13 protein-coding genes and 1 tRNA gene are annotated in these 13,026 nt (G+C 71.3%); 7 read left to right on the top strand and 7 right to left on the bottom strand.

Annotated features, from left to right (window positions below; genetic code table 11):
• Positions 1 to 70 precede the first annotated feature (70 nt).
• The 3 genes from ABZO31_RS19460 (at position 71) to ABZO31_RS19450 (ending at position 4,106) form a co-directional block, all read left to right on the top strand.
• A complete protein-coding gene (locus tag ABZO31_RS19460; RefSeq protein ID WP_406862509.1) occupies positions 71 to 2,038 on the top strand; it encodes a DUF3987 domain-containing protein in 1,968 nt (655 codons plus the stop codon).
• A gap of 476 nt (positions 2,039 to 2,514) precedes the next feature.
• Positions 2,515 to 2,724 carry a helix-turn-helix transcriptional regulator gene (locus tag ABZO31_RS19455; protein ID WP_406862508.1) on the top strand — a complete coding sequence of 70 codons (210 nt, stop codon included), beginning with the start codon at positions 2,515 to 2,517 and terminating at the stop codon, positions 2,722 to 2,724.
• Positions 2,721 to 4,106 carry a tyrosine-type recombinase/integrase gene (locus ABZO31_RS19450; RefSeq protein ID WP_406862507.1) on the top strand — a complete coding sequence of 462 codons (1,386 nt, stop codon included), beginning with the start codon at positions 2,721 to 2,723 and terminating at the stop codon, positions 4,104 to 4,106. The genes ABZO31_RS19455 and ABZO31_RS19450 overlap by 4 nt, the downstream gene beginning before the upstream one ends.
• 178 nt (positions 4,107 to 4,284) lie before the next feature.
• Here the strand turns inward: ABZO31_RS19450 and ABZO31_RS19445 are convergent.
• Positions 4,285 to 4,366 (bottom strand) — tRNA-Tyr (locus ABZO31_RS19445).
• Between the two features lie 193 nt (positions 4,367 to 4,559).
• On the opposite strand from ABZO31_RS19445, the gene ABZO31_RS19440 reads away from it, so the two are divergent.
• From ABZO31_RS19440 to ABZO31_RS19430, 3 genes are all read left to right on the top strand, one after another.
• The gene (locus tag ABZO31_RS19440; protein WP_406862506.1) at positions 4,560 to 5,048 is read left to right on the top strand and encodes a YajQ family cyclic di-GMP-binding protein; all 489 of its coding nucleotides are present in this window, start codon (positions 4,560 to 4,562) and stop codon (positions 5,046 to 5,048) included.
• Positions 5,049 to 5,135: 87 nt separating this feature from the next.
• Positions 5,136 to 5,642, top strand: a complete 507-nt coding sequence (locus tag ABZO31_RS19435) for a methylated-DNA--[protein]-cysteine S-methyltransferase (RefSeq protein ID WP_406862505.1) — start codon at positions 5,136 to 5,138, stop codon at positions 5,640 to 5,642.
• A gap of 2 nt (positions 5,643 to 5,644) precedes the next feature.
• Entirely contained in the window at positions 5,645 to 6,271 is a 627-nt protein-coding gene (locus ABZO31_RS19430) for an alpha-ketoglutarate-dependent dioxygenase AlkB family protein (RefSeq protein ID WP_406862504.1), read from the top strand.
• Positions 6,272 to 6,289: 18 nt separating this feature from the next.
• Here ABZO31_RS19430 and ABZO31_RS19425 read toward each other — a convergent pair whose 3' ends face one another.
• Complete coding sequence (locus ABZO31_RS19425; protein WP_406862503.1) at positions 6,290 to 6,559, bottom strand: GlsB/YeaQ/YmgE family stress response membrane protein; 270 nt, start codon at positions 6,557 to 6,559, stop codon at positions 6,290 to 6,292.
• Between the two features lie 82 nt (positions 6,560 to 6,641).
• Here ABZO31_RS19425 and ABZO31_RS19420 point away from each other — a divergent pair, with 82 nt between their 5' ends.
• Positions 6,642 to 7,868 carry an APC family permease gene (locus ABZO31_RS19420; RefSeq protein WP_406862502.1) on the top strand — a complete coding sequence of 409 codons (1,227 nt, stop codon included), beginning with the start codon at positions 6,642 to 6,644 and terminating at the stop codon, positions 7,866 to 7,868.
• Between the two features lie 67 nt (positions 7,869 to 7,935).
• On the opposite strand, the gene ABZO31_RS19415 is transcribed toward ABZO31_RS19420, so the two are convergent.
• The 5 genes from ABZO31_RS19415 to ABZO31_RS19395 all read right to left on the bottom strand — a co-directional run bounded on the left by ABZO31_RS19415 (position 7,936) and on the right by ABZO31_RS19395 (position 12,999).
• Positions 7,936 to 8,334 carry a YccF domain-containing protein gene (locus tag ABZO31_RS19415; protein WP_406862501.1) on the bottom strand — a complete coding sequence of 133 codons (399 nt, stop codon included), beginning with the start codon at positions 8,332 to 8,334 and terminating at the stop codon, positions 7,936 to 7,938.
• A complete protein-coding gene (gene htpX / locus ABZO31_RS19410) occupies positions 8,331 to 9,194 on the bottom strand; it encodes a zinc metalloprotease HtpX (RefSeq protein ID WP_406862500.1) in 864 nt (287 codons plus the stop codon). Before htpX ends, ABZO31_RS19415 begins: the two co-directional genes overlap by 4 nt.
• 197 nt (positions 9,195 to 9,391) lie before the next feature.
• Positions 9,392 to 9,862 carry a large conductance mechanosensitive channel protein MscL gene (gene mscL / locus ABZO31_RS19405; RefSeq protein WP_406862499.1) on the bottom strand — a complete coding sequence of 157 codons (471 nt, stop codon included), beginning with the start codon at positions 9,860 to 9,862 and terminating at the stop codon, positions 9,392 to 9,394.
• A 51-nt stretch (positions 9,863 to 9,913) separates the two neighbouring features.
• A complete protein-coding gene (locus tag ABZO31_RS19400; RefSeq protein ID WP_406862498.1) occupies positions 9,914 to 11,449 on the bottom strand; it encodes an NADH-quinone oxidoreductase subunit N in 1,536 nt (511 codons plus the stop codon).
• Positions 11,446 to 12,999 (bottom strand): complex I subunit 4 family protein, encoded by a 1,554-nt coding sequence (locus ABZO31_RS19395; protein ID WP_406865408.1) that lies wholly within the window; start codon positions 12,997 to 12,999, stop codon positions 11,446 to 11,448. Before ABZO31_RS19395 ends, ABZO31_RS19400 begins: the two co-directional genes overlap by 4 nt.
• Positions 13,000 to 13,026 lie beyond the last annotated feature (27 nt).

The raw sequence follows: 13,026 nt of genomic DNA, 5'->3' as shown, positions 1-13,026 counted from the left end.
GCCGCCTCTCTCCAAAGACCGCGGCCGCCTCGGCTCTCCGTCCCTTCGACAGAAACAGGAGAACACCAGCATGACAGCCTTGCCCGTAGATGGGCAGTACGCCCCCGTGGTGCCGCTGCACAGCGGCCCCGGCGGTGTGGAGAGCATGGCCCCGCACGACCGTGAGGCGGAACAGGCCGTCGTCGGCGCGCTCATGCTCGCCCCCAGCGTCATCGTGGACGTTAACGGCGCGATGGACCCGGGCGACCACTACGTGCCCGCACACGAGACGATCCACCGCGCGATCCTCGCCCTGCACGCCCAAGGGCAGCCCGTGGACCCGATCACCCTCGGGCACTATCTGGAGCAGACCGGAGAACTGACCCGGGCGGGTGGCCGGCCCTACCTCCACACCCTCATCCAGGCCGTACCGTCCGCGGCCAATGCCACCTACTACGCCGAGATCGTGCGTGACCTCGCCAGGCGCCGCCGGAGCATCGAGGTCGGTACGCGCATCGTCCAGGCGGGCATGTCGCCCGAGGCGACCGAGGACGACCTCCGCGACGCTCTCGCCCTCGGTGCCGGCACAGTCCCGGCCGCGTGGCCGGAGCCGATCCCGCTCGCCCGGCAGCCGAAGCTGCCGCCGTTCCCCGTCCACAAGCTTCCCGGCTGGGTCTCAGAATTCGTGGTCGCGGTCGCCGAAGAGACCCAGACCCCCGTGGATCTCGCGGGAGTCCTCGCTCTCTCCGTCCTCGCCACGGCGGCCGGCGGCCGGGCCGTTGTCCACGTCCGCGGCCGGTGGCGCGAGCCCACGAACCTGTTCGTCGTCGCCGCCCTCGGCCCGGCCAACCGGAAGTCCGCCGTCTTCGCCGCCATGACCGCACCGCTGTACGAGGCGGAGAACTCCCTCGTGGAGGGCTCGAACCTCACGATCGTGGAGGCAGAAGTCACCGCCCGCATGGCCCGCGAGGCAGCAGACAAGGCCGCCGCCCAGGCGGCCAAGGCCGAGGGACCCGAGCGGGACAACCTGGTGGCCGAGGCCATCGGCCTCGCCCAGACCGCCGAGTCCCTGACCGTGCCGCCGCGCCCCCGGCTCCTCGCCGACGACGCCACCCCCGAGACCGTCACCACGCTGCTCGCCGAGCAGGGCGGCAGGCTCGCGGTCATGTCCGCCGAGGGCGGCATCTTCGACATCATCGCCGGGCGCTACTCCGGCACGGCGAACATGGAGGTCTTCCTCAAGGGGCATGCCGGCGACCGGCTGCGCGTCGACCGCCGGAGCCGTCAGGAGTTCATCGAGGCCCCCGCGCTCACCATGGGGCTCGCCGTCCAGCCGAGCGTCCTGGAAGACATCGGCAAGAACCGCGGCTTCGACGGCCGCGGCCTGCTCGCCCGCTTCCTGTACTGCCTGCCCGAATCGCTGGTCGGCTTCCGGAAGATCAACCCAGACCCCGTCCCCGCCGCAGTCGCGGCGACGTACGAGCGCAACGTCTACGCCCTCACGCTCAAACTCGCGGACTGGACCGACCCCTTGGTGGTCCAGGTCGGCCCCGAAGCGGACGCCGCGCTGATGGCCTACGCCGAACGACTGGAGCCCCAGCTTCGGACCAAGGGCGGACGTCTCGGGCACATCGGGAAGTGGGCCGGGAAGCTTGTCGGAGCCACGGCCCGGATCGCCGGTCTGCTCCACCTCGCCGAGCACATCGACGGCGGCACCAACACCCCCATCACCGCAGCCACGATGAACGCCGCGATCGAACTGGCCGACTACTTCGCCGCCCACGCCCTGACCGTCTTCGACCTCATGGGCGCCGACGCCACGTTGGCGCGGGCACGCACTCTGCTGTCCGTCCTGGAGGACAACGGTTGGGAGAGCGTCAGCCGTCGCGACCTCTTCGCCAAGCTCTCTCGCTCCGAGTTCCCCACTATCGCCGAACTGGAGCCGGTCGCCGCCGTCCTGGAGGAACACGGCTACCTCCGCAGCGAGACCCCGCCCCGCACGGGCAAGCGGGGCCGCCCGCCGGCCCCCCCGGTACCTCATCCACCCCCGCGTGCGTGAGGCCAAGACGTGAGCGTGTACGCCCGCCCGCGCACGGGCCCCCCGCCGCGCAAACCGCAGAATCCGCAGAAAACCCCGTGCACACGTGCTCACCTGCGGAAACGGCCGGTCGGCCCGGCTGCCGCAAAAATCCGCGAAACCACCGCACAAATCCCGGCCCTGCCCCGGCAGGGCCGGGCCCCGGGCCCCGCCGCCTATTTCTGCGGCGATTCCCGCGATTTTTGCGGCAACCACCCCAGCACCCCCAATGCCGCAGGTCAGACCCCGGATTCGCAGGTTTCTGCGGATTCTGCGGTTTCTGCGGCACCCCGCCCCGGCGGCCGGTACGCCCCGGACACCCAAAGCCGGGCGCAGGCCGCCGGAGGGGCATCCAACTGTCCCAGCACCACTCCTGACCAGCACGAAAACTCCGGACAGTCCGCGCTCGAACTGTCCGAGCTGTCCGGCTCCGCATCGGACCAGAAGGAGGCCACCCGATGACGTCCCGCACCCGCCGCCGTCGGCCGCCGGCTGACGAGTGGCTGCCCCTGACCGACGTTCTCGACGAGATCGGCATCACCCGGGCCACTTGGTACCGCTGGCGGAACCGCGGCTACGGCCCCGAGGTGAAGCGCCTCCCCAACGGACACCTGCGCGTGCGCCGCAGCACCCTGGACAACTTTCTGAACGAGTTGGAGACCGCGTGACCGAGTGGAGCTACACCGTGCGGATCTGGAGCATCCGCAAGCGGCCGTACCGCAAGCCGTTCCAGCTCCGCTGGCAGGTGGGCACCCGACCCCACTCCGAGTCCTTCCTGACCCGCGGGCTCGCCGAGAGCCGGCGCGCCCAGTTCGTCACGGCCGCTCGTGAGGGTGAGCCGTGGGACGTCGACAGCGGGCTGCCGAAGTCGATGGTGCAGAGGGCGAAGGACATCACCTGGTACCAGCACGCCAGGAACTATGTGCAACTGAAGTGGGACCACTCCCCCGCCTCCACTCGCCGGAACCTCGCCGAGGCCATGGCCACAGTGACCCTCGCCCTGGTGAAGGACACCAAGGGCATGGCCGACCACAAGGCCGTGCGTCGCGCGCTCTACACCTGGGGCTTCAACGTGCACCGCTGGAAGGAGGAGCCGCCGGCCGACGTGGCCGCGCTGCTCGCCTGGGTGGAACGGAAGTCCGTGGCCACCTCGGCTCTCTCGGATCGGATGCTCGTACGGAGGGCTCTGGACGCGTGCTCGCGCCGCCTGGACGGCAAGACGTCGTCCGGGTCGGTCATCGCCCGGAAGCGTGCCATCTTCCACCAGGCCCTCGGCTTCGCCGTAGACGCCGAGCTGCTGGCGGAGAACCCTCTCCCCGCGGTGAAGTGGAAGGCACCCGAGCGCGTGGAGGAACAGGTGGACCCGGAGTGCGTACCGGACCCCCAGCGGGCCGCCGCGCTCCTGGCCGCCGTACGGAAGCAGGGCAGCCGCGGTAAGCACCTGGAAGCGTTCTTCGGGTGCATCTACTACTCGGCCGCTCGACCCGGCGAGCTCGTGGGGCTCCGTCTCCAGGACTGCGACCTTCCCCGCCGGGGCTGGGGCCTGCTCCGGCTCCGAGAGAGCCGAGCACGCTCCGGGAGCTCCTGGACGGACACTGGCGAGGCGCACGACCGGCGCGGCCTCAAGCACCGGACGCGGAAGACGGTCCGGTACGTGCCGATCCCGCCCGAGCTGGTGGCGATGCTCCGGTGGCACGTCACGCTGTACGGCACGCACGCGGACGGCCGGCTGTTCCGTACGGCTCGCGGCGGCATGGTGCAGGAGAGCGGCTACGGCGAAGTCTGGGCGCACGCCCGTGAGGACGCGCTGACGCCCTCCGAGCGGGCGACGAAGCTGGCCAAGCGGCCTTATGACCTTCGTCACGCGGCCGTCTCGACGTGGCTCAGCTCGGGTGTGGAGCCACAGCTCGTGGCGCAGCGCGCCGGCCACAGCACCGGGGTTCTCTTCCGGGTGTACGCGAAGTTCCTGAAGGGTGGGGATGAGGCGGCCAACGCCAAGATCTCCGCCCGGCTCAACCAGCACCACGCGGCCGGGTCCGGCTCCTCCTGAGTCACCCCTCCGGCCGTCCGTGCAGGTGAGCCCCGGACCGCCGTCCACGCTCCGTCCAGACACGCTGAGAGAGAGCGTGATCGAGCGAGACAGCGTGAGACAGTCCTGCCCTGCGCCACTTGCACAGCAGAACGGCCCCTGATCGCGTTTCCGCAGATCAGGGGCCGTTTCTATCGCGTGGCGGCGCCAGGATTCGAACCTGGGTAGGCTAAGCCGACGGATTTACAGTCCGCTCCCATTGGCCACTCGGGCACACCGCCATGGGATGTCGCCGGTCGGAGCCGCTTTTCGGCGGTGTTCCGTGGCAACGACGTAAACGATACCCGATGCCCGGGGGTGCTTCGCCACCGGATTGATCAGCGGTTCGGGGCGGGGCGGGTGGCTAGGCTTTGGGGTGTAACCACACGTACCCCCGCGCACGCGCGATGGCATCGACGCAAGGAGCCACACGTCATGGCCGACTCCAGTTTCGACATCGTCTCCAAGGTCGAGCGGCAGGAGGTCGACAACGCCCTCAACCAGACCGGCAAGGAGATCTCCCAGCGCTACGACTTCAAGGGGACCAACGCCTCGATCGAGTGGTCGGGCGAGAAGATCGTCATGCAGGCGAACGGCGAGGACCGGGTCAAGGCCATCCTCGACGTCTTCCAGTCCAAGCTGATCAAGCGGGGGATCTCGCTGAAGGCGCTGGAGACCGGCGAGCCGCAGCTGTCGGGCAAGGAGTACAAGATCTTCGCGACGATCCAGGAGGGCATCTCCCAGGACAACGCGAAGAAGGTCGCCAAGGTCATCCGCGACGAGGGCCCGAAGGGCGTCAAGGCGCAGGTGCAGGGCGACGAGCTGCGGGTCAGCTCGAAGAGCCGGGACGATCTGCAGACCGTGATCTCGCTGCTCAAGGGCAAGGACTTCGACTTCGCGCTGCAGTTCGTGAACTATCGGTAGGACGGCAGGTCCCGCGCTTCCGCGTCTGAAAACCGCCGGTTTCGTCGGTCTCGGCCGCACAGACTGGGTGCCTGGAGAGGAGGAGCCATGAGTGGTGTCGATGCTCTTTACGCTCGTGTCGACTCGCCCCTCGGGGTGCTGCTGCTCGTCGGGCGGGGCGGTGTCGACGGGCGGACCGTGCTCGACTCGGTGTCGCTGCCGGGGCAGAAGGGCGGCGCCGAGGTGCGGGACGGGTGGCGGCTCGCGCCGGAGGCGTTCACGGAGGTCGCCGGGCAGCTCGACGAGTACTTCGCCGGGCGGCGGACACGGTTCGACGTCCCGTTCGCGCAGAGCGGGACGGAGTTCCAACGGCGGGTCTGGAAGGCGCTGGAGGACATTCCGTACGGGACCACCGTCTCGTACGGGGACATCGCCCGGCAGGTCGGCTCCTCCGGGGCCGGCGTGCGGGCGGTCGGTACCGCGATCGGGCGCAATCCGCTGCTCGTCGTACGGCCCTGCCACCGGGTGATCGGCGCGGACGGGGCCCTGCGCGGGTACGCGGCCGGGCTGGAGCGCAAGGAGCGGCTGCTGGCGCTCGAAGGCGGCTCGCTCTAGCCGTGGACGGCCTCTTCCCGCGCGAGCGGGCCGTCGTCGCGCCCGGGGCCGTGCACGTGCCCGGGTGGCTTCCGGCCGCGCGACAGCGGGAGTTGGTCGCCGCCTGCCGGGAGTGGGGGCGGGGGCCCGTGCCGTATCGGCACATCGTGCTGCCGGGCGGCGGCGTGATGTCGGTGCAGTCGCTCGGGCTCGGGCGGCGCTGGGAGCCGTATCGGTACGGGCGGGATGTCGACGTCGAACTGCCCGACTGGCTCGTCGCGTTGGGGCGTCGTGCCGTTGCCGAGGCGTACGGGGAACATTCCGGTTACGCGCCTGACGCCGCCTTCGTGAACTACTACGACGCCGGCGCCGGTGCCTCCATGGGCATGCATCAGGACAAGGACGAGCGCACCGACGCGCCCGTCGTGTCGCTCAGTCTGGGCGACACCTGCGTGTTCCGCTTCGGGAACACCGAGACGCGCGGAAAGCCTTACACCGACGTGGAGTTGGTCTCCGGTGATCTGTTCGTCTTCGGCGGCGCGTCGAGGTTTGCGTACCACGGCGTGCCCAAGGTGCACGCCGGGACCGCGCCGCCCGGACTGGGGCTGCGCGGGCGGCTCAACATCACTCTGCGGGAGACGGGGATGTAAACCCCCGGACCCCTCCGGTCAGCGCCCGCGCGAGTGGCCGAAGAAGACGCGGTACGCGATCAGCAGCACCAGCGAGCCGCCGATGGCCGATATCCACGTCGCGCCGTCGTAGAAGTCCGCGTCGATCGGGCGGTCCAGGAAGCGGGCCGAGAGCCAGCCGCCGACGAACGCGCCGACGATGCCGATGACGGTCGTGCCGATGAGGCCGCCCGGGTCACGGCCGGGCATGAGGATCTTGGCGATGACGCCGGCGAGCAGGCCCAGGACGATCCAGCCGATGATGGTCATGACCTGAATGACGCCCCCGGCCCCGGCCGTGGTTGCCGAGGCCGTTGTCGGGTGTTCGTCAGAGGCCCGTACTCTGCCCCGCATGGCACAGGAACTGCGTCGCACGCTCGGGGTCTTCGACGCCGTCGTCATCGGGCTCGGGTCGATGGTCGGCGCGGGCATCTTCGTGGCGCTCGGCCCGGCGGCCGGGGCGGCCGGCTCGGCCCTGCTGCCCGCGCTCGCCGTCGCGGGCCTCGTCGCCTACTGCAACGCCATGGCCTCGGCGCGGCTCGCGGCGCGGTACCCGGCGTCGGGCGGCACGTACGTGTACGGGCGCGAGCGGCTGGGGCCGTTCTGGGGGTACCTGGCGGGCTGGGCGTTCGTCGTCGGCAAGACGGCCTCCTGCGCGGCGATGGCGCTGACGGTCGGCGCGTACGTCTGGCCGGAGCAGGCGCATGCGGTGGCCGTCGCGGCGGTGGTCGCGCTGACCGCCCTGAACTACACCGGCGTCCAGAAGTCCGCGCTGCTCACCCGGGCGATCGTGGCGGCGGTCCTCGCAGTCCTCGCGGCGGTCGTCGCCGTGTCCTTCGGGGCCGGGGACGCCGGACGGCTGGCGGTGGGCGCGGACGCCTCGGCGGGCGGCGTGCTCCAGGCGGCCGGGCTGCTGTTCTTCGCCTTCGCCGGGTACGCGCGGATCACGACCCTCGGCGAGGAGGTGCGCGACCCGGCGCGGACGATCCCGCGCGCGGTGCCGCTCGCGCTGGGCATCGCGCTGGTGGTGTACGCGGCGGTCGCCGCGGCCGTCCTCGCGGTCCTCGGGCCGGAGGGCCTGGCCGCCTCCGGGGCGCCGCTCTCGGACGCGGCACGGGCGGCGGGCGCGGACTGGCTGGTGCCGGTCGTCCGGGTGGGCGCGGCGGTCGCCGCGCTGGGCTCGCTGCTGGCGCTGATCCTCGGCGTGTCCCGTACGACCCTGGCGATGGCCCGCGACGGCCATCTGCCGGCCGTCCTGGCGGCCGTCCACCCCCGCTTCCAGGTGCCGCACCGGGCGGAACTGGCGGTGGGCGCGGTGGTGGCCGTGGTGGCGGCGACGGCGGACGTACGCGGCGCGATCGGCTTCTCGTCCTTCGGCGTGCTGCTCTACTACGGCATCGCCAACGCCTCGGCCTGGACCCTGGACGTCCGCGCCCGCTACCTGGCGGCCGTCGGCCTCGCCGGCTGCGCCGCTCTGGCCTTCTCCCTGCCCTGGACGTCGGTGGCGGCGGGATCGGCCGTGGTGGCGGCCGGGGCGGTCGCGTACGGGGTGACCGGGGGCCGCCGGCAGGAGCGCTGAGGCCCGGGGCGCCCCAGCAGGCCGGGGGCGGCCCAGCAGGCCGATCAGCCGGCCGCCGGTCCGCCGGTCAGCTCCAGCTGCCGCCGAAGGGCTCGTCCGTTCGCACGATCTCCTTGCCCAGCGGCAGCAGCGAGACCGGGATCAGCTTGAAGTTCGCGATGCCCAGCGGAATGCCGATGATCGTCAGGCAGAGCGCGATACCGGTCGTGATGTGGCCGAGCGTCAGCCACCAGCCCGCCAGGACCAGCCAGAGCACGTTGCCGACGCAGGACGGGGCACCCGCGCCGGGCTGCTCCACGACCCTGCGCCCGAAGGGCCACAGGGCGAAGAGGCCGATCCGGAAGGCCGCCACGCCGAAGGGGATGCCGATGATCGTGATGCAGAGCAGGAGGCCCGCCAGCAGGTAGGCGAGGAACATCCAGAAGCCGCAGAGCACGAGCCAGATGATGTTCAGGAGGGTCTTCATGAGCGGCGACCTGCCATCTCCTCGAGTCGGGCGATGCGCTCCGCCATCGGCGGATGCGTCGAGAACAGCCGGGAGAAGCCCTGGCCGGGGCGGAACGGGTTCGCGATCATCATGTGGCTGGCCGTCTCGATCCGCGGCTCGGGCGGCAGCGGCAGCTGCTTCGTGCCCGCCTCCAGCTTGCGCAGGGCGCTCGCCAGTGCCAGCGGATCGCCGGTGAGCTGGGCTCCCGCGGCGTCCGCCTCGTACTCCCGGGAGCGGCTGATCGCGAGCTGGATGACCGACGCGGCGACCGGCCCGAGGATCATCACCAGCAGCATGCCGAGCAGGCCGGGGCCCTCGTCGTCGTTCGAGCGGCCGACCGGGATGAGCCAGGCGAAGTTGACCAGGAACATGATCACGGAGGCGAGCGCGCCGGCCACGGACGAGATCAGGATGTCCCGGTTGTAGACATGGCTGAGCTCGTGGCCGATCACGCCGCGCAGCTCGCGCTCGTCGAGTATCTGCAGGATGCCCTCGGTGCAGCAGACCGCCGCGTTCCGCGGGTTCCGGCCGGTCGCGAAGGCGTTGGGGGCCTGGGTGGGCGAGATGTACAGCCGGGGCATCGGCTGCCGCGCCTGCGTGGAGAGGTCCCGCACCATCCGGTACAGGGCCGGGGCCTCGAACTCGCTGACCGGGCGGGCCCGCATGGCCCGCAGCGCCAGCTTGTCGCTGTTCCAGTACGCGTACGCGTTCGTGCCGAGGGCCACGACGACGGCGATGATCAGACCCGTACGGCCGAAGAGGCCGCCGATGACGATGATGAGGGCGGAGAGCCCTCCGAGGAGGACGGCGGTCCTCAGCCCGTTGTGCCGGCGGTGCACGGTACGCCCTCCAGGTGGTGCGGCAGGGGAACCCTTTGCTGGATGCGGATCCACTCTCCAGTGGACCCTCCCGTACTGGTCAACGCCAGGCGGGAGGTCCGGGTTCCCCGGGCCGTACGGGGCGCGGGCGGGGCGTCTGTGGGCCGAGCGGGTGACGGAGACCAGGGCCTGTCCGGCCCTGGTCCGCCGGTCGGGCCCTAGCGCTGGGCCGGGACCGGGGTCTTGTCCAGGTCGGCGCTCGCCGGCGCCGGGCCGACCGGCTCGACCACGCTGGTGCAGTGGGCGCAGCGGGTGGCGATCGCCCGGATCTCGCTGAAGCAGGACGGGCAGTCGCGCTTCTCGTGCTCGGCGACCTGCGCCTCCTCCTTCGCGAACCGCTCCTGGACCTTGGTCATGGGGACCACGATGCAGAAGTAGAGGACGGCGGCGGTGATCACGAAGGCGATGGCGGCGGAGATGGCCAGGCCGTACGGGAAGATCGTCTTGCCGATGGTGAACTTCGCCTCGCTGAAGTCGCCGACGGAGCCCGTGGCCAGACCGATGAGCGGGGTGATGAACGCCTTGCTGAAGCCGGTGACGACGGCCGTGAACGCCGAGCCGACGGCCAGACCGATGGCCATCGAGACGACGTTGCCGCGAAGTATGAAGTCCTTGAAACCGTTCAGCACGGCACTGCTCCTTGGTGCGTTTCCCTGTGGGGGGTGTGGGGGGTGTGGGGGTCAGAAGAGGCTGGTCGCCGCGAAGCGGAGCGCGAACTGGGGCCAGCCCGAGAGCACGACGCCCGCGACGGCAGCCAGCACGATCGCCGCGGTCACGGGGGCCGGGACCCGGTGCCGGACCGGCTCGCCCTCGGGCGCGCGGAACAGGACGGCCGTCCACCGGAGGTAGTAGTACAGGCCGATCACGACGTTCACGCCCATGACGACGGCCAGCCAGCCGAGGCCCGCGTCCACCGCCGCGGAGAACACCGTGACCTTGGCGAAGAGGCCGATGATACCGGGCGGCAGTCCGGCCAGATTGAGCAGGAAGAAGCCGAGGAGCAGCGCGGTGACCGGCCGGGTGGCGTACAGGCCGCGGTAGTCCGCGATGCGGTTCTGCGGGTGCGTACGCCCCACCAGGACGACCACCGCGAACGCGCCCAGGTTCACGACGGCGTACATCAGCGCGTACGCGACGGTCGCGCCGATCTGGTCGTCGCTGGAGTACGCGGCCGACGCGATCGGCACCAGCAGGTAGCCGGCCTGCGCGACGGACGACCAGGCGAGCAGCCGGACCGCGCTCCAGGGCCGGTCCGCGGCCTGGCGCACCGCGGCCACGTTGCCGACGGTCATGGTCAGGGCGGCCAGCACCGCCAGGGCCGGGCCCCACACGTCCGCGTACGTGGGGAACGCCACGACCGTCACCAGGATCAGGCCGGTGAAACCCACCGCCTTGCCGACGACGGAGAGGTACGCGGCGACCGGCAGCGGCGCGCCGACGTAGGTGTCCGGCACCCAGAAGTGGAACGGCACCGCGGCCGTCTTGAAGGCGAAGCCGACCAGGGTGAGCACGACGCCGGTCTGGGCGAGGACGTCCAGCTGCGCCGGGACGTCGTCGAGCAGGTGCGCCAGTTCGGTCAGGTGGAGGGTCCCGGTCGCGGCGTACACGAAGCTGACGCCGAGCAGGGTGACGGCGGTGGCGGTGACCGAGGAGAGGAAGAACTTCAGCGCCGCCTCGCTCGACATGCGGTCCCCGCGGCGCAGGCCGACCAGCGCGAACGCGGGCAGCGAGGCCACTTCGAGGGCGACGACGAGGGTGGCGAGGTCGCGGGAGGCGGGCAGCAGCGCCGCGCCGGCGGCCGAGGAGAGCAGCAGGAACCAGTACTCGCCGGCCGGCAGGCGCTCCTCGGTCTCGGTGAGGGAGAGCAGCGCGGTCAGCAGGGCGCCGCCGAGCACCAGGAGCTGGATGACCAGGGTGAAGCGGTCGGCGGTGTAGCTGCAGGCCTGGACGTCGGTGGTGAGACAGAAGGTCGAGCGGTCGCCCTTGCGCAGCGGGACCAGGAGGGCGATCGAGGCGACCAGGCCGGCGATCGCGGTCCAGCCGAGCAGCTGCTTGCGCCGCGGCGGCAGGAACAGGTCGGCGACGAGGACCACGAGGCCGACGACGGCGACGAGGGTGGGCGGCGCGATCGCGAGCCAGTCGACGGACTGGACGAGGCTCGCGTCGGCGGCGGTCACGCCGCTCGTGTCGGCTCCCGCGAGGGGGGTGAGGGTCACTGCTTGCCTCCGGCGAGGAGCTGCTGCACGGCCGGGTCGGTGAGGCCGAGGAGGACCGCGGGCCAGAGCCCGGCGACGACGGTGAGGACGGCGAGCGGGGTCCAGGCGGCGAACTCGTACCCCTGGACGTCGGCGAGCTCCGGTTCGCCCGCGGGCCGCGCGGCGCCCATGCAGACGCGGCGGACGACCATGAGCAGGTACGCGGCGGTGAGCAGGGTGCCGAAGCCGCCGATGGCCATGAACGTGAGGAACGCGGGGCGGCTGAGGCCCTCGGCGGGCTCGAACGCGCCGAACAGCGCCAGCATCTCGCCCCAGAAGCCGGCCAGTCCGGGCAGGCCGAGGGAGGCGACGGCGGCGAAGGCGAGCAGTCCGCCGAGGCGCGGGGCGCGGCCGTAGAGGGCGGCGCCGGTGGCTCCGGCGAGGGTGTCGAGGTCGGCGGTGCCGTACCGGTCCTTCACCGCGCCGACCAGGAAGAACAGCAGGCCGGTGATGAGGCCGTGGGCGATGTTGGCGAACAGCGCGCCGTTGACGCCGGTGGGCGTCATGGTGGCGATGCCGAGCAGCACGAAGCCCATGTGGCCGACGGACGAGTACGCGATGAGGCGCTTGAGGTCGCCCTTGTTGCCGGGGCGTGCGAGGGCGAGGCAGGCCAGCGAACCGTAGACGATGCCGGCGACGGCGAAGGCGGCGAGGTACGGGGCGAAGATCCGCATCCCGTCGGGGGCGACGGGGAGCAGGATCCGCACGAACCCGTACGTGCCCATCTTCAGCAGCACGCCGGCGAGGAGGACGGAGCCGACCGTCGGGGCGGCGGTGTGGGCGTCGGGGAGCCAGCTGTGCAGCGGCCACATCGGGGTCTTCACGGCGAGGCCGAGTCCGATCGCCAGAACGGCGATGACCTGCACGGCTGTGGTCAGTCCGCGGCCGTTGTCAGCGGCGAGTGCCACCATGTCGAACGTGCCCGCCTTCAGCCCGATGAGGAGCAGGCCGAGCAGCATGACCACGGAACCGAGCAGCGTGTAGAGGATGAACTTCCAGGCGGCGGCCTGCCGGCCCTCGCCGCCCCAGCGGGCGATCAGGAAGTACATCGGCACGAGCACCATCTCGAACGCCAGGAAGAACAGCACGAGATCGAGGACGGCGAAGGTCGCCAGCGTGCCGGACTCGAGGACGAGGAGCAGCGCGACGAAGCCCCTGGGGGACGGCCCCGCGGGCATCTTGAAGTAGCTGTACAGCGCGCAGAGGAACGTCAGCAGCGCCGTCATGACCAGAAGGGGGAGGGAGATGCCGTCGACACCCAGGTGGATCCGCACGTCGATCGCGGGGATCCACTTGATGTCCGTCGTGGCCTGCATCCTCGACGGCTGGTCGTGGTCGAAGCCGAGTGCCAGGACGACGGCGGCGATGAGGATCACGCCGGTGACCGTCACGCCGTGGCGGAGCACCGCCTGGTCCGGCGACTTCCCCCTCAGTCCGGGCGGGGCCGGCAGGAGGGCCGCGGCGGCGCCGATGAGCGGGCCGGCGACGATCAACGCCAGAAGGAACTGCATCACGGATGCGCTGATATCGATCACGGC

The sequence above is a fragment of the Streptomyces solicamelliae genome, assembly GCF_045348655.1.
In the GTDB taxonomy this organism is placed as follows: domain Bacteria; phylum Actinomycetota; class Actinomycetes; order Streptomycetales; family Streptomycetaceae; genus Streptomyces; species Streptomyces solicamelliae.
The sequence above is the reverse complement of the archived record's forward strand: the minus strand, read 5'-3'. Positions and strand labels throughout refer to the sequence as shown.